This window comes from Streptomyces sp. B5E4 (genome assembly GCF_039871555.1).
Lineage (GTDB): Bacteria > Actinomycetota > Actinomycetes > Streptomycetales > Streptomycetaceae > Streptomyces.
The window spans coordinates 57,544-79,885 of the sequence record NZ_JBDPMI010000008.1; the positions used below are offsets into that span (position 1 = coordinate 57,544).

The 22,342-nt window shown below is 73.6% G+C and carries 17 protein-coding genes and 2 pseudogenes; 10 read left to right on the forward strand and 9 right to left on the reverse strand.

All coding sequences use genetic code 11. From position 1 onward, the window contains the following. Positions 1-24: 24 nt before the first annotated feature. Positions 25-612, reverse strand: coding sequence for an NAD(P)H-dependent oxidoreductase (locus tag ABGA99_RS13180; protein ID WP_347577367.1), 588 nt, complete (start codon positions 610-612; stop codon positions 25-27). 190 nt (positions 613-802) lie between these two features. Between ABGA99_RS13180 and sigJ the strand changes: the two genes are divergently transcribed. After that, entirely contained in the window at positions 803-1,735 is a 933-nt protein-coding gene (sigJ, locus tag ABGA99_RS13185) for an RNA polymerase sigma factor SigJ (protein ID WP_347577368.1), read from the forward strand. A gap of 37 nt (positions 1,736-1,772) precedes the next feature. Here sigJ and ABGA99_RS13190 read toward each other — a convergent pair. From ABGA99_RS13190 to ABGA99_RS13215, 6 genes and pseudogenes are all read right to left on the reverse strand, one after another. Then, a pseudogene (locus ABGA99_RS13190) lies at positions 1,773-2,611 on the reverse strand (ABC transporter permease). After that, positions 2,608-3,492: an ABC transporter ATP-binding protein gene (locus tag ABGA99_RS13195; RefSeq protein WP_347577370.1), complete on the reverse strand. Its 885-nt coding sequence runs from the start codon at positions 3,490-3,492 to the stop codon at positions 2,608-2,610. Before ABGA99_RS13195 ends, ABGA99_RS13190 begins: the two are co-directional and overlap by 4 nt. Then, positions 3,489-3,950 (reverse strand): Clp protease N-terminal domain-containing protein, encoded by a 462-nt coding sequence (locus ABGA99_RS13200; RefSeq protein WP_347577371.1) that lies wholly within the window; start codon positions 3,948-3,950, stop codon positions 3,489-3,491. Before ABGA99_RS13200 ends, ABGA99_RS13195 begins: the two co-directional genes overlap by 4 nt. Further along, positions 3,947-4,162, reverse strand: coding sequence for a hypothetical protein (locus ABGA99_RS13205; RefSeq protein WP_347577372.1), 216 nt, complete (start codon positions 4,160-4,162; stop codon positions 3,947-3,949). The genes ABGA99_RS13200 and ABGA99_RS13205 overlap by 4 nt, the downstream gene beginning before the upstream one ends. Positions 4,163-4,207: 45 nt before the next feature. Continuing rightward, positions 4,208-4,822, reverse strand: a complete 615-nt coding sequence (locus tag ABGA99_RS13210; protein ID WP_347577373.1) for a DUF305 domain-containing protein — start codon at positions 4,820-4,822, stop codon at positions 4,208-4,210. A gap of 70 nt (positions 4,823-4,892) precedes the next feature. Further along, a pseudogene (locus ABGA99_RS13215) lies at positions 4,893-5,675 on the reverse strand (DUF1996 domain-containing protein); the annotation flags it as partial. An 840-nt stretch (positions 5,676-6,515) separates the two neighbouring features. On the opposite strand from ABGA99_RS13215, the gene ABGA99_RS13220 reads away from it, so the two are divergent. Continuing rightward, on the forward strand, positions 6,516-8,321 hold the full coding sequence (locus ABGA99_RS13220) for a coagulation factor 5/8 type domain-containing protein (RefSeq protein ID WP_347577374.1): 1,806 nt from the start codon (positions 6,516-6,518) through the stop codon (positions 8,319-8,321). Positions 8,322-8,401: 80 nt separating this feature from the next. On the opposite strand, the gene ABGA99_RS13225 is transcribed toward ABGA99_RS13220, so the two are convergent. Further along, entirely contained in the window at positions 8,402-9,454 is a 1,053-nt protein-coding gene (locus ABGA99_RS13225) for a LacI family DNA-binding transcriptional regulator (protein ID WP_347577375.1), read from the reverse strand. Between the two features lie 291 nt (positions 9,455-9,745). On the opposite strand from ABGA99_RS13225, the gene ABGA99_RS13230 reads away from it, so the two are divergent. Further along, entirely contained in the window at positions 9,746-10,795 is a 1,050-nt protein-coding gene (locus ABGA99_RS13230; protein ID WP_347577376.1) for a hypothetical protein, read from the forward strand. 41 nt (positions 10,796-10,836) lie between these two features. Here the strand turns inward: ABGA99_RS13230 and ABGA99_RS13235 are convergent, their stop codons facing one another. Further along, positions 10,837-12,501 (reverse strand): FAD-binding oxidoreductase, encoded by a 1,665-nt coding sequence (locus ABGA99_RS13235; protein WP_347582696.1) that lies wholly within the window; start codon positions 12,499-12,501, stop codon positions 10,837-10,839. A 581-nt stretch (positions 12,502-13,082) separates the two neighbouring features. On the opposite strand from ABGA99_RS13235, the gene ABGA99_RS13240 reads away from it, so the two are divergent. From ABGA99_RS13240 to ABGA99_RS13270, 7 genes are all read left to right on the forward strand, one after another. Beyond that, complete coding sequence (locus ABGA99_RS13240) at positions 13,083-13,964, forward strand: hypothetical protein (protein ID WP_347582697.1); 882 nt, start codon at positions 13,083-13,085, stop codon at positions 13,962-13,964. A gap of 184 nt (positions 13,965-14,148) precedes the next feature. After that, positions 14,149-15,171 (forward strand): LacI family DNA-binding transcriptional regulator, encoded by a 1,023-nt coding sequence (locus ABGA99_RS13245; protein WP_347582698.1) that lies wholly within the window; start codon positions 14,149-14,151, stop codon positions 15,169-15,171. Between the two features lie 59 nt (positions 15,172-15,230). Next, complete coding sequence (locus ABGA99_RS13250) at positions 15,231-16,829, forward strand: FAD-dependent oxidoreductase (RefSeq protein WP_347577380.1); 1,599 nt, start codon at positions 15,231-15,233, stop codon at positions 16,827-16,829. A gap of 42 nt (positions 16,830-16,871) precedes the next feature. Beyond that, positions 16,872-18,167: a sugar ABC transporter substrate-binding protein gene (locus tag ABGA99_RS13255; protein WP_347582699.1), complete on the forward strand. Its 1,296-nt coding sequence runs from the start codon at positions 16,872-16,874 to the stop codon at positions 18,165-18,167. A 10-nt stretch (positions 18,168-18,177) separates the two neighbouring features. Continuing rightward, the gene (locus ABGA99_RS13260; RefSeq protein WP_347582700.1) at positions 18,178-19,131 is read left to right on the forward strand and encodes a sugar ABC transporter permease; all 954 of its coding nucleotides are present in this window, start codon (positions 18,178-18,180) and stop codon (positions 19,129-19,131) included. Then, positions 19,121-19,960, forward strand: coding sequence for a carbohydrate ABC transporter permease (locus ABGA99_RS13265; RefSeq protein ID WP_347577383.1), 840 nt, complete (start codon positions 19,121-19,123; stop codon positions 19,958-19,960). The genes ABGA99_RS13260 and ABGA99_RS13265 overlap by 11 nt, the downstream gene beginning before the upstream one ends. A 44-nt stretch (positions 19,961-20,004) precedes the next feature. Continuing rightward, positions 20,005-22,245, forward strand: a complete 2,241-nt coding sequence (locus ABGA99_RS13270) for a glycosyl hydrolase family 28-related protein (protein WP_347582701.1) — start codon at positions 20,005-20,007, stop codon at positions 22,243-22,245. Positions 22,246-22,342: the final 97 nt, after the last annotated feature.

Genomic DNA, 22,342 nt, shown 5'->3' on the forward strand with positions numbered 1-22,342 from the left:
CCCCGGCCCGTACCGCCGCGGCCCTCAGACGGGGTGCGGGCGGCGGGCGTCGAGGGCGGCGGCGGTCGTGACGGCGCGCCACGCCTGGTACCGGGCCGCCTCCAGCGCCACGTCGCCGGGCGGGCCGTCCCCCGAGCCCTCCGGGACGGGGTCGGCGCTGCCGGGCGGCACGATGATGCCGCCCCAGTGGTAGAAGACGTTGGCCAGCGTCAGCAGGCCCGCGCCCTGCCCGCCGTGGGCGGTGTCGACGCAGGTGAAGGCGGAGTACACCTTGTCCGCGAGCCCGCCGGCGGACGACAGCGGGCCGGTGGTGTCGATGAACGCCTTCACCTGGGCGGACATGGTGCCGAGGCGCGTCGGGGTGCCGAACAGCACGACGTCGGCCCAGTCCAGGTCGTCCACGGCGGCCACGGGCACGCCGGCGGTCTCACGGCGGTGGCGCGCCCACTCGGGTCTCGCCTCCGTCTCCCCCGCGGTCTCCGGCACGCGGCGCAGCCGCACCTCCGCGCCCGCCTTCTCCGCGCCCTCGACCGCGGCGAGGGCAAGGGTGTGCACGGTACCGGTGGCGCTGTAGTAGATGACGGCCGCCTTGACGGGGCTCTCGGATTCCATGGTGGGCCTCTCACTCCGCGGTCCGGCTCGGGGATGGTTCACGATGGGGCATGCGCTTCCCCCGCGCGAGCCCTGTGACTAAGACGTGTCGGCGGCCCCAAGTGTGAGACGGCGGCCCCGCCTCACAGTCCGGCCGCCCGTTTCGTCATAGGAGGGAGACCTGTCACACGACCGAGGGAGCACCCGCACCATGACCACACCGCCCGCGCAGCAGCACGGCCGCCTCGACCCGGGGCCGGCCGGGATCGCGAGCGAGCGGCGGCGGCTGACCAACCTCGCCTACCGGCTGCTCGGCTCCCTCGCCGACGCCGAGGACGTGGTGCAGGAGACGTACGCCCGCTGGTACGCGATGCCCGCGGAGCGACGGGCCGCCGTCGTCTCCCCGGGCGGCTGGCTGACGAAGGTCGCCGGACGCGTCTGCCTGGACCTGCTCGGCTCGGCACGGGCGCGGCGGGAGCGGTACGTGGGCGAGTGGCTGCCGGAGCCGCTGCCGGACCGCGCGGAGCTGGTCGGCGGCCGGGTGGGCGGGGCCGCGGCGGATCCGGCGGACCACGTGACGATGGACGAGTCGGTGCACATGGCGTTCCTCGTGGTGCTGGAGTCGATGACCCCGGCGGAGCGGGTGGCGTTCGTGCTGCACGACGTGTTCCGCTACCCGTTCGCCGAGGTGGCCGAGATCGTCGGCCGGTCGCCGGCGGCGTGCCGGCAGTTGGCGTCGTCGGCCCGCCGCCGGGTCCGTACGGCCCGGCGGCCCGCGTCGGCGGAGCGCCATGCCGCGCTGGTACGGGAGTTCCGGCGGGCCTGGGCGGCGAAGGACATCGCCGCCCTGGTCGGGCTGCTGGACCCGGGCGCGACGTCCACCGCGGACAGCGGCGGGCTGGTGCCGGCGGTGCTGCGGCCGGTCGTCGGGAGCGAGGCGATCGCGGGGACGCTCGCGGAGGTACGGGAGCAGCAGCCCGGAATCGAGCTGCTGGAGCGTACGGTCAACGGGCAGCCAGGCGTGGCGGCGCGGGTGGACGGGGTCACGGTGTCGGTGCTCGCGTTCGACGTGGCGGACGGGCGGATCACGCGCATCTGGGCGATGCGCAACCCGGAGAAGCTCCGCGCCTGGACGGCGGCCTGAGCGGCGCGCCGGCCCGGCGGCGGGCCCGTACCGGCGCTCACCTCACCCGCTGCAGCGCGCGTTCGCGGCGGGCGGCCACCTTCGAGCCGGACTCGCGGCGCGCCATCCGGCGCAGCACCACGGGGGCCACCGCCAGGCCCAGCACCGCCCACGCCCCGAGCACCCCCACCGTCTCCGCGTGCCGCCAGGAGTCGCCGATCTCCACGGCCACCGCCGCGTCGGGCAGCATCGCGGCACGCATGCCGAGCCCGAGCCAGTAGAGCGGGAAGACCTGCGCGGTCCACTGCAGCCACTCGGGCAGCGCGGTGATCGGGTAGAAGATTCCGGAGATCCCGATCAGGGCGAGCACGGGGAGCTGGATCAGGCCCTGCGCGCGGGCGTCGCCGAACACCGAGCCCAGCACGGCCCCGACGGGCAGCGTCGCCACCGTCCCGAGCGCCACGATCCCTGTGAGGTGGACCCAGGCGCCGCCGTCGAGGTGCAGGCCGTCGACGAGGAACAGCGCGGGGACGAGGAAGAGCGCGAGGTCGGCGAGGAGCCCGCGGCGACGGAGACGACCTTGCCGACGAGGTAGCCGCCCATGCCGTTCGGGGTGGCCTTGGCGCGCAGCAGGGTGCCGTCCTCCCGTTCGGCGGTGAGCAGTTGGCTCATGGTGACCATGCCGAACGACACGTTCATGCCGAGGATGCCGGGGAGGGTCAGGGCGCCGAGCATGAAGCCGGTGGAGTCGAACTCCCGCCCGCGCAGGAACCACAGCACGCCCAGCATGAGCAGCGGCCAGAACAGGTGGCTGAACAGCTCGGCGCCGTTGGTGAACGACTGCCGCAGCTCGATCGCGCCGCGCCGCAGCCCGGCGCGCAGGACGCAGGCGTTCACCGGCCGGCGCCTTCCGGGGTCCGCTCCGCCGCGTGCACGAGGGCGAGGTAGGTCTGCTCCAGCGACGCGCGGTGGACCTCCAGTTCGGCGATCTCCGCGCCGTGGCGCTCGAAGAGGCCGCGGACGAAGGCGGTGGAGTCGTCGGTGGCGTGGACGCGGGGCCGGCCGCGGTGGCGCCAGCGGACCCGGTCGGCGCCCGCGATGCGGCGGGCCAGCTCCGCGGGGGTGCCGTCGGCGATGACGCGGCCGGCGTCGAGGATGACGATGCGGTCGGCGAGCCGCTCGGCCTCGTGCAGGTCGTGGGTGGTGACCAGGACGGTGGTGCCGGCGGTGACCAGGTCCCGTACGAGCCGGTGGAAGCCGCGCCGGGCGTCGGGATCGAAGCCGGTCGTGGGCTCGTCGAGGAAGAGCAGGTCGGGGCGGCCGACGATGCCGATGGCGACGTCGAGGCGGCGGCGCTGGCCGCCGGAGAGGGTACGGACCTTCTGCCCGCCCTGGCCGTCGAGGCCCACGGTGTCGGCGAGCTCGCCGGGGTCCCAGGGAGTGCGGCCCAGGCAGGCGTAGTACGAGGCGAGGTGGGCGAGCAGTTCGCGGACGCGCCACTTGCCGTGGTCGCGCCAGGACTGCAGCACGACGCCGACGCGGGCCCGCCACTGCTCGTCGCCGTGTGCGGGGTCGGCGCCCAGGACGGTGACCTCGCCGGCGGAGCGGGCGCGGAAGCCTTCGAGGATCTCGATCGTGGTGGTCTTGCCGGCACCGTTGGGGCCGAGGAGGGCGACCGTCTCGCCGTGCCGGATGTGCAGGTCCACGCCGTGGAGGACGTCCGCGGCGCCGTAGCGCATGCGCAGCCCCGCGACCGTGACGGCCGCACCGGTACTCACAGCGCCTCCCGGACGCGCGCGGCGAGGGCGGCCCGGTCGACGCCCGCGAGGTCCAGCGCCCGGGGCACCGTGCCGACCTCGGCCTGCAGGAGGGCGTCCAGCACATGGAGCGGCGTGAGGTCCTTCTTGCGGTGGGCGCCCGCCATCCGGTCCAGGGCGAGCTTGAGCGAGGCGCCGAACTGCGGGCGGCGGCCGGGGTCGGGGGTGGCGTGCAGGTCGAAGGCGCCCGGCGCTACCCCCGCGGCGCCGAGGCTGTGGGCGAACTCCCGGTCCAGCGCGGCCTTCAGCTCGGCGCGGCCGAGGCCGGCGCCGGCCAGGACGCGCTGCGGCTCGGTGCCGTCCTGGGCGGCGACCGCGAGCAGCGCGTGCCGCGCCTCCATGGCCGCGGAGCCGTCCTCGCGAGCCTCCTCTTCGGCGGTCAGGAGCACCGCCTGCAGATACCTGTCGAACGTGCTCATCCCCGCCTCCTCAGCGTCACGCCGGCGGCGATGAGCCGCTTGGCGTGCTTCTTGTGCACCGCCTGGCGGGTGACGCCGAGCGCCTCGGCGACCTGCGGCCAGCTCCAGCCGGTACGCATCGCCTCCTCCACCGCGGCGTCCTCCAGCCGGTCGGCGAGGCGGCGCAGGGCCGCGACCGCCGCCAGGGCGTCTGCCGGATCGTCGTCTGCCATGCAAGCAACCTAGGTTGACTACCGGGGATAGTCAACCCTGGTTGCCTATCGGGCGGGGAGGCCGGGGGCCGTGCGCAGCGCGCCCGCGCGGTCGGCGGCGAGGGCGGCGGCCAGGTCACGGGCCATCGGGCCGTTGCCGTTGCGCCGCTCGGAGTCGCTGATCTTCTCGGAGTGCTTCAGGTGGTCGCGTACCAGGCGCAGCAGAAGCCGGTCGAAGTCGGCGCCCTCGGCCCTCCTCGCCTGCGCCATGTGCTCGGCCGTGACCATGCCGGGCATGGCGTGGCCCTCGTGCACGTTGGTGTCCGGCAGACCCATGCGGTCGCGCAGCCGTCGCAGTTCGGCGACGTCGGCGCGGTGGCCGGCCGCGACGTCGGCCGCCCAGGCGGCGAGTTCGGGATCGGCCCCGCGGGAAGGCACGAGTTCGAGGAGCGACAGCGCCTGTTCGGTCATCGGCAGCGCGAGCTGCACCCAGCCGGAGTCGACGGGGCTGAAGCCGGCCGGGCCGGCCGCGGAGCCGGCCGGTGTGCTCCCGGAGGAGGTGGCCGGCTCGCGGGCGGCCGGCGGGGAGTCCTGGCCGGCGCAGTTGGCCAGCGGGACGAGGAGTACGGCGGCAAGGAGGAGGGCGGCGCACGGGGAGGCGGCCGGCGGGCGCGCTTTCATCAGGCGTCCTTCGGTGGGAGGCCCCGGGGGCGGCTCGGGCAGAGCCGCCCCCGGGGGCGGGGGATCGTCCTCAGGGAGTGCCGTCGGCACCGCACTTGATGATGACGTTGATGCAGTCGCGCACGCGCTGGGCCAGCTCGGCCTCGGGCCACACGTTGAAGAAGTCGCCGTGCATCGTGTAGCCGCGGCCGGAGGCCAGCGACAGTTGCGCGGGCGGGCTGTTCGTCGGGTACCTCAGCACCTGGCGCAGCTTGGGCACCGGTACCGGGTGGGTCGACGGGCACTGGCCGCCGACCGGGAAGGCCATGTGGCTCTTGTGATCCGCGGAGTCCAGGTCGACGCCGTTCCAGCACTGCGGGAAGTCCAGGTACGACTCCAGCATCGAGCCGTCCGGGCAGTCGACGAACTCCTTGCCGGGCGGCACCTCGCCGTGGTGCAGGCAGGACCAGCGGGCGCTGGAGTTGTCGTCCGGGCCGGTCGCCTTGGAGTAGCCCGCGATGATGCGCAGGCCCCGCGGGAAGGGCTGGATGTTGGCGATGACGTCGTCCCGCACGCCCTCGCCGAGGTAGTAGAAGGTGGTGCCGGTGGGCTCGACCTCACGGCTGCCGTCATACAGGGTCGGAACCCAGTACGAGGACAGGTCGGAGACCGGGTCGCACGTCGTCCGGCCGCCCTGAAGACTCGTCAGGTCGGAGTGGGCGTCGGTGGAGTCGTTGCCGAAGAAGCTGTGCATGTGGGAGGCACCGGGCATGCCGGGCAGCACGATCGGGTCGTCGGGCCTGCGGTGGCTGTAGGGGCACTCGGCGAGGAACTCCGCGACGCGGACGACGTCCGCGGCTGCGGCGGGCGCGGCCCGGTCGGCGGCGCGGCCGAAGACCTCGATTCCGGCGAGGTCGACGTCCTGCTGCCGGGCCCGGTCGGTCGCCAGGACCCGCAGATGGCGGCCGATGCCGGAGACGTCGTAGGTCTGCTCGCCGCCGGCGGCGCCGGTGATCCGGCGGACCGTGACCCACCGTTCGCCGTCGGCGGAGGCCTGGAGCTGGAAGTCGTCGACGGGGTCGCCGCTCCAGTCGAGGGCCACCCTGTCGACCTCGGTGAGGCCGGGGAGGTCGGCGCGGGTGGAGTCCTGCGCGCTCGCCAGCGGCTGCGGGCCGCCGGGCTCCGCGCCCTGGGCGCGGTCGAGGATCAGCGTGGCGAACAGCACCAGGACCACGAGGACGGCTAAGACCAGGGACTGCCGTCCGGGCCGGGCGGCGTACGCCTGGCTGTGGGGGGATGAGGACACGACTCTCCTTCAAGAGGTGATCGGATTCCGACACGGCTGAGAGAGCGCTCCACCCGGGAAAGTAGAAGCGCTCCCGGAGGCTGTCAAGGCTCGCCGCGCTTCCGACCGTCTTCACATCCCTTGAACTCATCGCGTACGTGCCAACACCCCCGCCGCCCCGGGCGTTTCACCCGCACCGGCCCCGACCAAGCGCATGAAAAAGGGACTTAAAGTCCCTCCATGGCCACGGTTGCATGCGCACCCTCTTGACGGCGCGTTCCCATGGGCGTAGACCAACCCCAGCGTGAGAGAGCGCTCTCTTTCACCCGATCATTCATTCCTTGAAGCCTGATCGAAGAGCCGACCAGCGCACCATCCGCCCCACCGGGTGCACCCGCACCAGAGCCGACGACTCAGGAGACGTGACCCATGCGCGTACCCCCCACCGGTGACTCGCCCACTCCGTCCGCAAGATCCGGCCCGTCCCGCCGCACCCTGCTGGCCGCCGCCGCGGCGGCGGCCGCGGTGCCGGCCACGGGCCTGGCGGTCTCCCAGGCGACCGCGGCGCCGCAGCGGTCCGCGGCCCGGCCGCTCGCCGACCCGGATCTCGGGCCCAACGTGATCTTCTTCGACCCGTCCTCGCCGAACATCCAGGGCCGGCTGGACGAGATCTTCCGGCAGCAGGAGTCGGCGCAGTTCGGCACCGGTCGCTACGCGCTGCTCTTCAAGCCCGGCACGTACCACGGCCTCAACGCCCAGCTCGGCTTCTACACCTCGATCATCGGCCTGGGACTCTCCCCCGACGACACGCACTTCAACGGGGACGTGACCGTGGACGCCGGCTGGTTCCAGGGCAACGCCACCCAGAACTTCTGGCGCTCCGCCGAGAACCTGTCGCTCAGCCCCGTCAACGGCACCAACCGCTTCGCCGTCTCCCAGGCCGCGCCGTTCCGCCGCATGCACGTGCGCGGCAACCTCAACCTCGCGCCCGACGGCTACGGCTGGGCCAGCGGCGGCTACATCGCCGACAGCCGCATCGACGGCACCGTGCAGCCGTACTCGCAGCAGCAGTGGTACACCCGCGACAGCAGCATCGGCGGCTGGCTCAACGCCGTGTGGAACATGGTCTTCTCCGGCGTCGAGGGCGCCCCGGCGCAGACCTTCCCCGACCCGCCGTACACCACCCTGGACACCACGCCGATCTCCCGCGAGAAGCCGTTCCTGTACATCGACGGCGCCGAGTACCGCGTCTTCCTCCCCGCGCTGCGCCGCAACGCCCGCGGCACCACCTGGAGCGGCGGCCGCCCGCAGGGCACGTCGCTGCCGCTGTCCGACTTCCACATCGTCAAGCAGGGCGCCACCGCCGCGAGCATCAACGCCGCCCTGCGGGAGGGCAAGCATCTGCTGCTCACCCCGGGCATCTACCACGTCGACGCACCCCTGGCCATCGAGCGGGCGAACACGGTGGTGCTCGGCATCGGCTACCCCACGATCATCCCGGACGGCGGCGTGCGCGCCATGACGGTCGCGGACGTCGACGGGGTACGCCTCGCCGGCTTCCTGGTGGACGCCGGGCCGCAGAACTCCGACGTGCTCCTCCAGGTCGGCCCGGACGGCTCAGCCGCGGACCACGCGGACAACCCGACCACGCTGCAGGACGTGTTCATCCGCATCGGCGGCGCGGGCCCCGGCAAGGCGACCACCAGCATGGTGATCAACAGCCGGCACGTGGTCGTCGACCACACCTGGGTGTGGCGCGCCGACCACGGCGACGGCGTCGGCTGGGAGACCAACCGGTGCGACTACGGCGTCGTCGTCAACGGCGACGACGTGCTGACGACCGGGTTCTTCGTCGAGCACTTCAACAAGTACGACGTGCAGTGGAACGGCGAGCGCGGCCGGACGATCTTCTTCCAGAACGAGAAGGCGTACGACGCGCCGAACCAGGCAGCCATCCAGAACGGCAGCCTGCGCGGCTACGCCGCGTACAAGGTCGCCGACGACGTCGGCCAGCACGAGGGCTGGGGCATGGGCAGTTACTGCTACTACAACGTCGCCCCGAACATCGTGCAGGAGCACGGCTTCGCCTCGCCGACGGGCTCCGGGATCAAGTTCCACCACATCATGGTGGTCTCGCTCGGGGGCCAGGGGCAGTACGCCCACGTGATCAACAACCACGGTGCGCCGACCTCGGGTACGTCGACGATCCCCTCCAAGGTCGTCTCCTACCCCTGAGCCGCACCGGCGGGTGCGAAAGCCCCGCCCCCGGTCCTGCGGACGCCGGGGGCGGGGCGGGGGCCGTACGGGCCCTGGGCTCAGGACGACTCGCGCACCACCAGCGTGGGGCGGAAGACCACCGAGGGCGGCGCGGCGCCGGGCTCCCTGATCTGCCGCAGCAGCAGCCGCGCCATCTCGCAGGCCATGTCCTCCACCGGCTGCCGCACGGTCGTCAGGGCCGGCTCCGACGCCTCGGCGGCCTCGCTGTCGTCGAACCCGACCACGCCCACGTCCTCGGGCACCCGGCGGCCGGCGCGCAGCAGCACCGGCACCACGCCCAGCGCCATCAGGTCGGAGGCGACGAACACCCCGTCCACGCCGGGGTGTTCCGCGAGCAGCCGGCGCATCGCCGCGGCGCCGCCGGCCCGGGTGAAGTCGCCCTCCGCCCACGGCAGTCCGCTCACCCCCAGCGCGGCGAGCGCACCGCGGAACCCCTCAAGACGCTCCTGCGCGGCCGGCATGTCCTGCGGTCCTGCCACCGTGCCTATCAGCCTGCGCCCCTGTGCCACCAGGCGCTCCGCGGCCAGCCGGGCGCCGGCGCGCTGGTCCACCTCGACGTACGGCAGCGCCGCCGACCGGCCCGGGCGGCCGGCCAGCACGGTGGGCAGCGCCGTCTCCGAGAGCATCCGGGGCAGCGGGTCGTCGGGGTGGGAGGAGACGAGGACGACGCCGTCGACGTGTCCCTGGCGCAGGTACGTGAGCACCTGCCGGCGCGAGGCGTCGTCGTCGGCGACCATCAGCACGGTCTGCATGCCGGCCGGGCGCAGCACCTGGAGCAGCCCGCTGAGGACACGGCCGAAGTGCGGGTCGGTGAACATCCGGCCGATGAACGGGGTCGCGACGTGGCGTTGTTCGCGCTCGGAGACCACCAGCGCCACGGAGTCCGTGCGCCGGGTGACCAGGGAGCGGGCGGCCCGGTTCGGCGCGTAGCTCGTGGCGGTGATCGCCTCTTCCACCTTGCGGCGCAGCGCGGCGTCGACGGTGGGCGAGCCGTTGATGACCCGGGAGGCCGTCGCCCGGGACACCCCCGCCACCCGGGCCACGTCCTCCAGGGTGGCGGGGCGGCCGGGCCGTCGGGCTTCTGTTGCCATGCAGCCTTTATACCGTCCGGGCGACGGCCGTGAGAGAGCGCTCTCTCCCGCGCCTGTGACCGCACGCAGGCGAAAGGTGACGTGTCCGGCAACGCGGGCGGCGGCGCCCGCCCCGCGCCGCGGCGCTCCCCGGGGCGCCACCACCCGGCCCTGCCACGGGACTTGCGCGAGCGCGCCGGCGACGCCACGCTACCCGCCTGCGACCCCGAGGTACCGGCCGCCGGTGCCGGGTGCGGATGCAGCATCATGGGGTGAAGTGCGTAGCCGAGACGACAGGGCACGATGGGCGAGATGATGCAACCCGGCGATTTCATGATGGCCACCAGGAGCCGCGGCTACTCGCCGCAGCAGGTCGACCGCGTCGTCGGCGACCTGCTCGCCGAGCGGGAGGCCGCCGTACGCCATGCCAGAGACCTGGAAGCGCAGGTGGAGGCGAGCGGGCGGCATCTGGCGCAGCTCCTCGAACAGGCCGCCGCGCTGGGCCCGCAGACGTACGAATCGCTCGGCGAGACCGCCCGCAAGCTCTTTGTGGACGCCGAGGCCGAGGCGGACCGGGTGCTCGCCCGGGCCGCGGAGGAGTGCCGGGAGCTGAAGGAGGCCGCCCGCGCCGCCGCGACCGAGCGCGGCAAGGAGTCGGAGCGGCAGGCCGAGGCCATCCGGGCCGACGCCGAGCAGCGGGCGCGGCAGCGCATCAAGCAGGCGCACGAGACGGCGGGGCAGCTCGTCGCCGACGCGCAGCGGCAGGCGGACGGCGTCCGCGAGGACGCCCGCCAGAGCGCGCAGCAGGTGACGCTGGAGGCCGCCGCGAACATCGGCGCGCAGCAGGCGGCGCAGGCCGAGCGCGAGGGGAAGCTCGCCGGCGAGACCGGGGCGCGGCTGCAGGAGCTGGAGGAGGCGCTCGGGGCGGCGGAGCGGCAGGCCGAGGCGGTGCGTTCGGAGTATCTGCGGCGGCGCGACGGCAACGCGAAGTACGCGACCGGGCTGCTGCGCGAGGCGGAACTGGAGGCGGCGGACCTGCGCGACCGGGCCTGGCAGGCGGCGGAGCGGATCGAGATCCGGGCGGCGGTGGAGCAGGAACGCTACGCCAGGCGCATCGAGGAGGCGCGTACGCGGCTGGCGGAGGCGCAGCAGTCGGTGGTCGCCATCGCGGACCCGGCCGGGCGGCGGCAGGGGCAGCCGCAGGACCGGCAGCCGCAACAGGCCCAGCAGGCACAACAGGCGCAGGAAGCCCGGCAGACACAGGTGCCCCCGTCGGCGGTGCCGCAGCAGCCGCAGCACCGCCCCCCGGCCATGCCGCCGCAGCCGTCGCAGCAGCCCGGGCAGCGGCAGCCGGGGCAGTAGCGCCCCGCCGCGGGGCCCGGTCGCGGGCCGGCCCCGCGGTGTCACCGCTCGGGGACGAGCACCCCGGGGTTGAGGATGCCGGCCGGATCGAGCGCAGCCTTCGCGGCGGCGAGCGCCGCGGCGAACGGGTCCGGGCGCTGCCGGTCGTACCACGGCCGGTGGTCGCGGCCGACGGCGTGGTGGTGCGTGATCGTGCCGCCGTGCGCCGCGATCGCCTCAGAGACCGCGGCCTTGATGTCGTCCCACTGCGCGACGGTGCTGCCCCAGCGGCCGGGCGCGATGACGCCGAAGTACGGGGCGGGGCCGTCCGGGTAGAGGTGCGTGAAGCGGCAGGTGACCACGCCCGTGCCCCCGGTGACCGCGCGGACGGCGCGGTGCGCGGCGTCGGTGACGGCCTGGTGGAGTGCGTCGAACGCGTCCCAGGTGCAGGCCGTTTCGAAGGTCTCGACGATCATGCCGTGCCGGGCGAGCGCGTCGCGCTGGTACGGCATCCGCAGGAACGCCGACTGCCAGGCCGCGCCGGCGCCGCCGCCGGTGTCGCCGCCCGGCCCCGGCTCCCCGGCACGGGGCCGCTCCCCCGGCTCCGCGGCACCGGCGGAGGCGTCCCGTACGCCCGGCTCCCCCGGCGCGTCAGGTGGGTCGGGCGTGCCGCCGTGGTCGCGGCACAGCTCCAGCGCCCGGGTCAGCCGGTCGGACACCGGGTGGTCCGCGGACTCGAAGCCCAGCACGAGCACGCCCCCGCCGACCCCGACCCCCGCGTTGACCAGGGCCTCGGCCGGGTCGAGCAGCCGGCAGTTCGCCGGGTGCAGGCCGCTCTGCGCGACCGCCCGGGTCGCCGCCACCGCCGCGGCGAAGTCCGCGAAGCGCACCGACGCCCGCGCGCGCCACCGCGGCCGCGCCTGCAGCCGCAGCCACGCCTCGGTGATCACCCCGAGCGCGCCCTCGCTGCCGAGGAAGAGCCGGTCCGGCGACGGGCCCGCGCCCGAGCCGGGCAGCCGCCGGGACTCACCGGTGCCGGCCGGCGCGACCACCCGCAGGGACTCCACGAGATCGTCGATGTGGGTGTGCAGCGTGGCGTAGTGGCCGCCGGCCCGGGTGGCCAGCCAGCCGCCGAGCGTGGAGAACTCGAACGACTGCGGGAAGTGCCGCAACGTCAGTCCGTGCGGGCGCAGTTGTTCGGCCAGGCGCGGCCCGTATACGCCCGCCTGGATACGGGCCGCGCGGCTCGTCGCGTCGACCTCCAGCACGGCGTCCAGCCGCCCCAGGTCGAGGGTGACCGCCGGGCGCCCGTCTGTGAAGCGCGGCTCGATGCCGCCGACCACCGAACTGCCGCCGCCGTAGGGGATCGCGGCGACGCCCGCACGGGTGCACCAGTCGAGCAGGTCGGCGACGTCGCGCTCGTGGCGCGGGCGGGCCACGAGGTCCGGCGGGTGGCGCACGTCGCCGTGCAGGTTGCGTACGACGTCGCGGAACGCCTTGCCGTGGGTGTGCGCTGCGCGGTCCCCGGGGTCCGCGGAGCACAGGCCGGCCAGCGCGGCCGGCGGCTCGACCCGCGGCGGGGGCAGGGCGAGGGAGGCGACGGGCGGGGGCGCGTGGTCCGCGGGCTCGGCGGTCGACAGCAGCCGCACCCGGTCGAGCAGCGCGGCGAGTTCGGCGCCCCGCACCGCGTCCTCGACGGTTCCCCAGCCCCACCAGGATCGCGTCATACGCCCCTCCTTCCCCTGCGTCCGGGGCCGAATCCGACCCCATCATGGCTGGAATTCCCCCCACGTGATCACCCCTTCAGGCGTTTCCGCGGTCTTGACAGGCACCGCCCCAGGGCGGCTCGGCATAGCCTCAAACGACGATCGACTGCCGGGGGCCAGGGTGTTACCAACGAGGAACACCGCACGATGACAGCACCTTGCCATGTGAAAGGGATGACGTGACGCACTCCCGACACGACAGCGGTTGCGCATGTCCGGATCCGCCGCCGTACGGCATGATTGCCGTCGAACACGTGGTCCGGTCCCCCCAGGTCGTCGCGCTCGCCACGGGGCCGGCGGCCTCTGACCCGGAGGCCACGATGCCGCAATCGGACGCACTTTCCCAGGCGCGTGCGCTCTTCACCGGACCCGACGGAACGGTGCGTTCACTGTCGGCGGCGGACGGGGGGCCCTGGCGCGGGCCCACCGTCGTCGCACCCGCGGGAAGCTGCCGCCCCGGCGCTCCGATCGGATCGGCCCCCCGGGCGTCCGCAAGCCGCCTGGACGCGGCGTACGCGGGGTGGGACGGGTCGATTCAAGTCATGTGGGCCGTACGGGGCTGCGGTTGGCACGCCCCCGAGACGGTCGCGCCGCCGGGGACCTGCGCACCCGGCGCCGCCGTCACGCTCGCGGCTCAGCGGACGCGGGATCAGGTGGACGCCCTGTGCACCGGAGCCGACGGCTCGGTGCTGACGCTGTGGGCCGCTGGCGACGAACCCTGGAGCGGCCCCGCGGTCCTCGCCCCGCCCGGCGCCTGCGCGCCCGGCACCCCGGTCGGGCTCGGCCGGCGCGGGCCGGCCGAGCGACTGGAGGCGGTGTTCGCGGGCGCGGACGGGTCCCTGCAGGCGCTGTGGGCCGACGTCGACCACCCGTGGCACGGACCCGCCGTCCTCACCCCGCCCGGCACCTGTGTGCCGGGCACGCCGGTGACGCTCGCCTCCCAGGACGACGCCGGCCGGCTGACCGCGCTGTTCACCGGCGCGGACGGCTCGGTGCAGGTCATGTGGGCCGACGGCGGCGGCCCGTGGACCGGTCCCGAGGTCGTGGCGCCCGCGGGCAACTGCGCACCCGGCTCGCCGGTGTCGCTCGCGTACGGGAAGTCCGCGGAGCGGCTGAACGCGGTGGTCGCCGGCGTCGACGGCTCGGTGCTGGCGCTCTCGGCGGCCGGCGAGGCCGGCTGGCGCGGACCCGTGACCGCCGCCCCGCCGGGCACGTGCGCTCCGGCGACGGCGATCGGCCTCGGGCACCGGGCGGCGGTGCAGCGGCTCGACGCGGTGTTCGCGGGCACGGACGGCGCGGTGCACGCCATGTGGACGCGACGGGACGGGAGCTGGCGCGAGCCGGAGGAGATCGCGCCGCCGGGCTCCGCGGCGCGCGGCGCGGCCGTCGCGCTGACCCATCGAGGGCCCGCGCCCTGCCCGTGAGGAGCATTTCCCCGCGTACGCTCAGAACATGGTGCAATCGGGATGCGAACCCTTCTCGGGAATCTGCTAATTCGCATTACCACTGCTGCAACACCCTTGACGCCCTTCCGCGGGCAGCTCTAGGTTCCTCGCACAGCAGTCAGGCAATACGCATTAGCTACCCACTGTGAAGGTCCCACTTCCCATGCCAGCAGCCCCCGGCAGGCTCACCCAGCGCGACATAGCCCGGCTCGCCGGCGTCAGTCAGACCACGGTTTCGCTCGTGCTCAACGACCGCCCCGACGCCGCCCGGATCGCCCCGGAGACCCGCGAGCGGGTGCTCCGCGTGATCCGCGAGACCGGCTACGCCGCCGACCCCATGGCCCGCCGGCTGACCAAGCAGCTCAACCAGATCCTCGGGGTCTTCACCTACGAGCCCGTCTTCCCCAGCACCAGCGCCGACTTCTACCACCCGTTCCTGCGCGGCATCGAGGAGAGCGCCGAGCGCAGCGGCTGTGACCTGCTCCTCTTCACCTCCGCACCGGTGACCGCCGGGCGGCGGCGCATCTTCCACGAGAACAACCGGCTGCGGGTCGCCGACGGCTGTGTGCTCCTCGGCCGCGAGATCCCGCACGAGGAGCTGAGCCGGCTGGTCGCCGAGGGCTACCCCTTCGTCTGCGTGGGCCGCCGCGACGACGCGGACGGCGGGGCCGTGCCGTACATCGGGGCCGACTACGTCTCCGCCACCGCCCGGCTCGTGGAACGGGTGCGGGCACTGGGACACCGGCGGCTGGCGTTCGCCGGCCCGGGTGCGGGGGCGGAGTCGTCCGACGACCGGCTCACCGGGTTCCGGCAGGTGGCCGGTCCTGACGCGCCGCATCTGGGCGCGGGGGGCGAACCGGCCGGGGAGCAGCTGGAGCAGTTGCTCGACGCCGGGGTGACCGCGGTGTTCGTGGAGTTCCTGCACGACGCCGTCAAGTTGTACGAGGCGGCGGCGGCCCGCGGCCTGGACGTACCGCGGGACCTGTCGATGCTGGCGCTCGGCGACCCCACCGCGCCGGTCGACCCGCCGGTGGACTTCACCGGCTTCCGGCTGCGCCGCACCGAGATGGGCCGGCAGGCCGTCGACCTGCTCACCGGCATGCTGCACGGCCGGGCCGAGCACACCCGCCGGCTGCTGGACTGCCACCTCGTCGAGGGCGTCACGCTCGCCGCCCCCGCCCGCTGACCGGCCCCCCGCCCGCACCCCACCCCTGCCCCCTCCGACACAGCACCCCAAGGAGACCCATGCACGCGGACGTCCTCGTCGTCGGCGGCGGCACCGGAGGCGTCGCCGCCGCGCTCGGCGCGCTGCGCGCCGGCCGCTCGGTGATCCTCACCGAGGAGTACGACTGGCTGGGCGGCCAGCTCACCAGCCAGGCCGTGCCCCCCGACGAGCACACCTGGATCGAGCAGTTCGGCGCCACCGCCTCGTACCGGGCGCTGCGCGACGGCATCCGCGACTACTACCGCCGGCACTATCCGCTGACGGCCGCCGCCCGCGCCAGGCCGGACCTCAACCCGGGCGCCGGGCACGTCAGCCGGCTCTGCCACGAGCCGCGGGTGGCCGTCGCGGTGATCGACGAGCTGCTGGCCCCGTACCGGGGCGCCGGCCGGCTGACCGTGCTGCAGCCGTACCGCCCGGTGGCCGCGGAGACGGACGGCGACCGCGTCACGTCCGTGACGGTGGAGCGCCCGGGCGGCGGCGAACCGCTGGTGCTCACCGCGCCGTACGTGCTCGACGCCACCGAGACCGGCGAGCTGCTGCCGCTGACCGGCACCGAGTACGTCACCGGCTTCGAGTCCGGCGCGGAGACCGGCGAGCCCAGCGGCCCGGACGAGGCCCAGCCGCTCAACATGCAGGCGGTGTCGTACTGCTTCGCGGTCGACCACGTCGACGGCGACCACACCATCGACCGCCCCGCCTCCTACGGCTTCTGGCGCGACTACGAGCCGGAGTTCTGGGGCGCCCCGCTGCTGTCCTGGCGGGCCCCGCACCCGCGGACGCTGGAGCTGGTCGAGCGGGAGTTCACCCCGAACCCGGGCGACGACCCCCTCGCCGTCGTCGCCGACCAGCGGCGCAGCGGCGGGGACCGGAACCTGTGGACGTTCCGCCGGATCGCCGCCCGCGACCAGTTCGCGCCCGGCACGTACGCCAGCGACGTCACGCTCGTCAACTGGCCGATGGTCGACTACTTCGAGGCCCCGGTCGTCGACGTGCCCGACGCCGAGGCCCGGCTGGCGGAGGCCCGCGGGCTGTCGCTGTCGCTGCTGTACTGGATGCAGACCGAGGCCCCGCGCCCCGACGGCGGCACCGGCTTCCCCGGGCTGCGGCTGCGCGGCGACGTCACCGGCGGCGGCACGGACGGGCTGGCGATGGCCCCGTACATCCGCGAGTCGCGGCGCATCCGGGCCGAGTACACCGTCGTGGAACAGGACTTGTCGCTCGACGTGCGCGGCGGCAAGGGCGCGGTCAGCTACGCCGACTCGGTCGGCATCGGCATGTACCGCATCGACCTGCACCCCTCCACCGGCCGCGACACCTACATCGACGTGCCCTCCAGCCCGTTCGAGATCCCGCTGGGCGCGCTGCTCCCGCGGCGTACGGAGAACCTGCTGCCCGCCGGCAAGAACATCGGCACCACCCACATCACCAACGGCTGCTACCGCCTGCACCCCGTCGAGTGGAACATCGGCGAGGCCGCGGGACTGCTCGCGGCCCACTGCGTCGCGCACGGCCTCACCCCCCGCGCCGTACGCAACACCCCCCGCCTGCTCCAGGACTTCCAGCGCACCCTGACCGCCCACGGCGTCGAGCTGCGCTGGCCCGACATCAGCGGTTACTGACCGACGGTCACCGACCGACCCGACATCGAAGGAGGCACCCGCATGTCTTCGCCATCACGGCTTCGCACCCGGCCCGCCCGGGGAACACTCGTCCGCGGAAAGCCCGTCGCCCTCGCCGCCGCCGGCCTGCTCGCGCTCACCGCCTGCGGCGGCTCCGACGGCGGCTCCGGCTCCGACGGCGGTCCGGTCACGCTGCGCATGACCATCTGGACCGGCAACGAGGAGCATCTGAAGCTCCTGAACGGCATCGCCGCGGACTACCGCAAGCAGAACCCGGACGTGAAGGAGATCAAGTTCGACACCCTGCCGGTCGAAAAGTACACCACCACGCTGACCACCCAGATAGCCGGCGGCAAGGCCCCGGACCTGGCCTGGATCTTCGAGAACTCGGCCCCCGACTTCGTCGCCTCCGGCGCGCTCGCCGAGATCAAGGACGACAAGGACGTGCTGCCGTCGGCGAAGAAGCTGTGGCAGCACGAGGGCAAGCTCTACGCCTATCCCTTCTCCACCTCCCCGTTCGGTGTCTTCGTCAACACCGACATGCTGAAGGAGGCCGGCCAGCCCGCCCCGGCCGAGCTGATCGAGCAGGGGAAGTGGACCTGGGAGGAGGTCTCCAAGGTCGGCGGCGCGGTACGGGACGAGACCGGCGAGGCCGGCATGGTCATCGGCGACTTCGACTACAAGCTGTGGGACAACCTGGCCACCGTCTGGGACGGCTGGGGCGCCGAGCCCTGGAGCGAGGACGGCAGGACCTGCGCGTTCGACGCCCCGGAGATGACCGAGGCGATGACCTTCCTGCACGATGCGATCTTCACCGACGAGGCGATGCCCGCACCGGGCACCACCGCCGACTTCTTCTCCGGGGGGGCGGCGATGACCGTCACCCAGATCAGCCGCGCCTCGCTGCTGGACGACAGCTTCGCCTGGGACTTCGTGCCGCTGCCGGAGGGGCCCGCGGGCTCGTACGACGTGATCGGGCAGGCCGGCCTCGGGGTGCTCGGCAACGGCGACAACGCCGAGGAGGCCGTCGACTTCCTGGAGTTCATGACGAACGAGAAGAACTCCGCCGCCCTCGGCCGCTACTTCCCGCAGGCCCGCAGCTCCCAGCTCGACGCGGACACCCTCGCCAAGAGCAACCCGCAGCTCAAGCCCGCGCAGCTCGAAGAGGTCGTCATCGGCGGCATCGAGAACGGCAAGGTCAAGCCCACCCACACCAACCAGGCCGAGCTGTTCAACGCCGTACGCGCCGCGCTCGACCCGCTGTGGAAGCCCGACGCCGACGTGGCGAAGACGCTCCAGGACGTCTGCTCGGCGATCCAGCCGCAACTGGAGAAGTGACGGCGCCGCCATGGCGACCCTGGAACGCGCCCGGGCCAAGGCCGCACCCCCGCGTCCGCGCGGGGACGGCTCCCGGCGGCCCTTCTGGACCGCCCGCCGCCGGGACCAGCTGGCCGGCTACCTGTTCATCGCCCCGCAGTTGCTGGGCAGCGTCCTGTTCGTCCTGATCCCGCTCGTCCTGGTCTTCTGGTACAGCTTCCACGAGTGGAACGTGCTGGCCGGCAGCTTCCACAGGGTCGGTGCGGACAACTACCGGGCGCTGGCCGACGATCCCAAGCTGCCGGGCGTGCTACGCGCCACCGCGTTCTTCTCCGCCGGCCTGGTGGTGCTGAACCTGAGCCTCGCGCTGGCACTGGCGGTGCTGCTCAACCAGAAGCTGCGCGGCAGCATCGTCTTCCGCACGCTGTTCTTCTCGCCCGTGGTGGTCTCGCTGGTCGCCTGGACGATCGTGTGGGGCTTCCTGCTGCAGAAGAACGGCGGCATCAACGCCGGGCTCGACCTGATCGGCGTCGAGGGACCCAACTGGCTGCGCGGCGAGACATCGTCGATGATCTCGGTGGTCGTCGTGCAGGTCTTCAAGAACGTGGGCCTGAACATGGTCCTGTTCCTGGCCGCGCTGCAGGGCGTGCCGCGGGAGCTGTACGAGGCCGCCACGGTGGACGGCGCCGGGCGGTGGCGGCAGTTCCTGCGCATCACCGTGCCGCTGATCAGCCCGACGATCCTGCTGACCTCGATCATCACGGTGGTCGGCTCGCTCCAGGTGTTCGCCCAGATCGCCGTGCTCACCCAGGGCGGCCCCGGCAACTCCACCACGGTCCTCGTCTACTACCTCTACCAGCAGGCGTTCGAGTTCCACCACTTCGGCTACGGCGCGACGCTCTCCGTGCTGCTCTTCCTCATCGTGCTCGTGCTGACCGTCGTGCAGTGGCAGATGCGCAAGAAGTGGGTCTTCCATGAGTCATAAGCTGCCCCGGCGCGCCAGGCTCGTGCTCTACGGGGTGCTGCTGGTGCTCCTCGTCCCCTTCGTCTTCCCGACGTGGTGGATGGTGACGTCGTCGCTGAAGCCGGCGAGCGAGATCTTCGCGTTCCCGCCGTCGCTGCTGCCGGGCGACCCCGGGTTCGGCGCGTACGAGCGGGTCTTCGACCTCCAGCCGTTCGCGCAGCAGTACTGGAACAGCATGTACATCGCCGTGGTGGTGACCGTCGGCACGCTCGCGGTGTCGTCGATGGCCGGCTACGCCTTCGCGCGGATCCGCTTCCGCGGCCAGAACGCGCTGTTCCTGGTGGTGCTCACCGGTCTGCTGATCCCCAGCGAGGTGACCATCGTGCCGCTCTTCCAGTTGTTCAACGACTGGGGGATGACGGACACGCACTGGCCGCTGGTCCTGGTGCCGATCCTCGGCGCGCCGAGCGTGCTGGCGACGTTCATCATGCGGCAGTTCTTCATCACGCTGCCGGGCGAACTGGAGGAGGCGGCGCGGATGGACGGCCTGGGCCGCTTCGCGATCTACTGGCGGATCGCCCTGCCGCTGGCGCGCCCGGCGCTGGCGGCGGTCGGGATCTTCACGTTCCTGCACAGCTGGAACCTGTATCTGGAGCCGATCGTGTACCTCTCCACGCCGGAGAAGTTCACGCTGCCGCAGGCGCTGACGCAGTTCACCGACGCCTACGGCGGCCCGATGTGGGACGTGCAGCTCGCCGCGGCGTCGCTGACCGCGCTGCCGGTGCTGGCCGTGTTCGTCTTCGCGCAGCGCCAGTTCGTGGAGGGCCTCGCGCACACCGGTCTGAAGTGACCCCCTTCCCTTCCCGTACGTTCCCTCCTGCCGCAGGAGCCGCAATGTCCTCCTCTGCCATGAGCCGCCGCAGCGTGCTGCGCGGCGCCACCGCCGGCGGCACGGCGCTCGCCCTCGGCGGCCTCGCCACCGCAGCCGCCACCGCCGCCGCCACGACCCCCGCCTCCGCCCCGGCCGCCGCAGCGGCGGCCGGCGGGCCGTCGTGGGACCCGACCCACTTCGGCTCGTCGTACACCGCCCGCCCGCCGGACCCCGGCGCCGTCCTCCTCGGCGGGCCGGGCTTCGCCGTCCACGGCGACGGCGAAGGCGACGACACCGCGGCACTCAGGGCCGCCGTCGACGAGGCGTCCCGCCGGGGCATCGCCAACAAGCTCGGCGACATCCTCGGCGGCGCCCGCGACTTCCCGTACGGCGACGGCGGCGGCGTCGTCCTCGTCCCGTCGGGTACGTACCGGCTGACCGGGCCCGTCGACGTGCACGACTCGGTCCGCATCGTCGGGTTCGGCGCCCGCCGGCCGGTGTTCGTGCTGGACGCGGCCACCCCCGGGTACGCCACGGGGACGGCGCGCGACGTGTTCTCCTTCCGGCGGCGGCCGGTCGGCGGGCCGGTCTCGTACGCGAACAACGACACCTTCGGCTCGGGCCTGGTCAATCTCGACATCCGCATCGGCCCCGGCAACCCGGACGCGATCGCCGTGCGCTTCGGCGGCGCGCAGTTGTGCCTGCTCCAGGATCTCGACATCGACGCGGGCGACGCCCGCGCGGGCATCGACCACAACGCCAACCTGATCCACCGCGTGCGGGTGCGCGGCGGCGAGGTCGGGCTGCACGCGTACGCCGCCTCCGCGGGCTGGCAGACGACGCTGCTGGACTGCAGGTTCGAGGGTCAGCGCCGGGCCGCGGTGTCGATGTTCAACGACGCCAAGCTCGTCGTCGTACGGACCGCGTTCTCCGGTACGCCGCGGGCGTTCGAGTCGGCGCCGGACCAGTGGCAGCACCTCTACGTCCAGGACTCCCACTTCGACGGCGTGAGCGACGCCGTCGCCGTGCTCAACGACAGCGCCTCGCTGCCCGGTGCCCAGAACGACCTGATCCGGCGCAGCAACCAGCTCACCCTGCTCGGCTGCACCGCCACCGGCACCCGAGACCTGCTGCTCCTCGCGCAGAGCGGCGCGCGCACCCGCGGCCCGCAGCCGTCCGGACGGATCCGCGAGCTGACGTACGGGCTGCGCGTCGAGCACGCGCTCGGCCCGCGGGAGTCGCGGCGCGAGGGCGTGTACGCCGACGTCGCCCGCGGCGCACCCCACTCCCTCATCCGCGCCGGGCTGCGCGCCGACACGCCCCCGCCGCCCCCGGTGCACGAGTGGGTCAGCGTCGCCGACGTGGCCGCGGAGATGGGCCGGACGATCGGCGCCGGGGAGGACGACCTCGACGTCTTCCAGGCGGCGGTCGACCGGCACGAGACGGTGTTCGTGCCCCTCGGGCGGTATCTGTTCACCGACACCCTGAAGCTGCGCGCCCGGACGAACCTCATCGGGCTGCACCCGCGGCAGACGTGGCTGCTCGCCGCCGACGGCCACCCCCACTTCGCCGACCCGGACGCGCCGCGCGCGCTGCTCGCCACCCCCCGCGGCGGCCGCCACACGGTCAGCGGCCTCGGCCTGGACACCGCGCGGCGGACGGCGGGGTCGGTGAACCTGCTGTGGCAGTCCGGCGCCGGATCGTATCTGGCCGACGTGGTCACGCAGTTCGTCAAGTGGCACCCGGAGGACGTGCAGTCGGGCGACCCGGGCTACACCTACCGCGGCGCGCACAAGTACGGCATCTGGGTGCGCGGCGGGGGCGGCGCGATGGCCAACGTGTGGAGCATCAACGGCTGGGCGGAGAACGGGCTGCTGGTCGAGGACACCGACGTGCCGACGCGGCTGTACGAGGTGTCCGTCGAGCACCACGAGACGCGCGAGGTGGTCCTGCGACGGGTCCGCAACTGGTCGTTCCTCGGCCTGCAGACCGAGGACCACATCTACGGCTGGCGCTCGCAGGCGGTGGAGATCGAGCGCTCCGCCGACATCCTGCTCGCCGGGTCGGTGCTCTTCCGCGTCGCCACCGTGCAGGGCCCGTACCCGTACGCGGTCGGGGTGCGCGACTCGCAGCGGATCACGCTGCGCGGCAACCGCGGCTACCGCGACAAGACCCCGGAGTTCACGCAGTGGGGCGCCGCGCTCAGCGACACCCGTACCGGACGGACCGTGCCCGAGGTGGAGTTCACGCTGATCGCGACCTGACCGGCCCCGAGCGGCCCTGTCCCGGGCGGGTTTGGTACGGCGAAGAACAGGCGTCGTTCAGGTCCGTGCCACCCCGCGGCCACGGATGATCAGCACA

What these genes read in the sequence shown, in the direction of transcription:
- ABGA99_RS13180 (WP_347577367.1), bottom strand. Translation starts at nt 612, where the DNA reads ATGGAATCCGAGAGCCCCGTCAAGGCGGCCGTCATCTACTACAGCGCC.
- sigJ (WP_347577368.1), top strand. Translation starts at nt 803, where the DNA reads ATGACCACACCGCCCGCGCAGCAGCACGGCCGCCTCGACCCGGGGCCG.
- ABGA99_RS13200 (WP_347577371.1), bottom strand. Translation starts at nt 3,950, where the DNA reads ATGAGCACGTTCGACAGGTATCTGCAGGCGGTGCTCCTGACCGCCGAA.
- ABGA99_RS13205 (WP_347577372.1), bottom strand. Translation starts at nt 4,162, where the DNA reads ATGGCAGACGACGATCCGGCAGACGCCCTGGCGGCGGTCGCGGCCCTG.
- ABGA99_RS13210 (WP_347577373.1), bottom strand. Translation starts at nt 4,822, where the DNA reads ATGAAAGCGCGCCCGCCGGCCGCCTCCCCGTGCGCCGCCCTCCTCCTT.
- ABGA99_RS13220 (WP_347577374.1), top strand. Translation starts at nt 6,516, where the DNA reads ATGCGCGTACCCCCCACCGGTGACTCGCCCACTCCGTCCGCAAGATCC.
- ABGA99_RS13225 (WP_347577375.1), bottom strand. Translation starts at nt 9,454, where the DNA reads ATGGCAACAGAAGCCCGACGGCCCGGCCGCCCCGCCACCCTGGAGGAC.
- ABGA99_RS13230 (WP_347577376.1), top strand. Translation starts at nt 9,746, where the DNA reads ATGATGCAACCCGGCGATTTCATGATGGCCACCAGGAGCCGCGGCTAC.
- ABGA99_RS13235 (WP_347582696.1), bottom strand. Translation starts at nt 12,501, where the DNA reads ATGACGCGATCCTGGTGGGGCTGGGGAACCGTCGAGGACGCGGTGCGG.
- ABGA99_RS13240 (WP_347582697.1), top strand. Translation starts at nt 13,083, where the DNA reads ATGTGGGCCGTACGGGGCTGCGGTTGGCACGCCCCCGAGACGGTCGCG.
- ABGA99_RS13245 (WP_347582698.1), top strand. Translation starts at nt 14,149, where the DNA reads ATGCCAGCAGCCCCCGGCAGGCTCACCCAGCGCGACATAGCCCGGCTC.
- ABGA99_RS13250 (WP_347577380.1), top strand. Translation starts at nt 15,231, where the DNA reads ATGCACGCGGACGTCCTCGTCGTCGGCGGCGGCACCGGAGGCGTCGCC.
- ABGA99_RS13255 (WP_347582699.1), top strand. Translation starts at nt 16,872, where the DNA reads ATGTCTTCGCCATCACGGCTTCGCACCCGGCCCGCCCGGGGAACACTC.
- ABGA99_RS13260 (WP_347582700.1), top strand. Translation starts at nt 18,178, where the DNA reads ATGGCGACCCTGGAACGCGCCCGGGCCAAGGCCGCACCCCCGCGTCCG.
- ABGA99_RS13265 (WP_347577383.1), top strand. Translation starts at nt 19,121, where the DNA reads ATGAGTCATAAGCTGCCCCGGCGCGCCAGGCTCGTGCTCTACGGGGTG.
- ABGA99_RS13270 (WP_347582701.1), top strand. Translation starts at nt 20,005, where the DNA reads ATGTCCTCCTCTGCCATGAGCCGCCGCAGCGTGCTGCGCGGCGCCACC.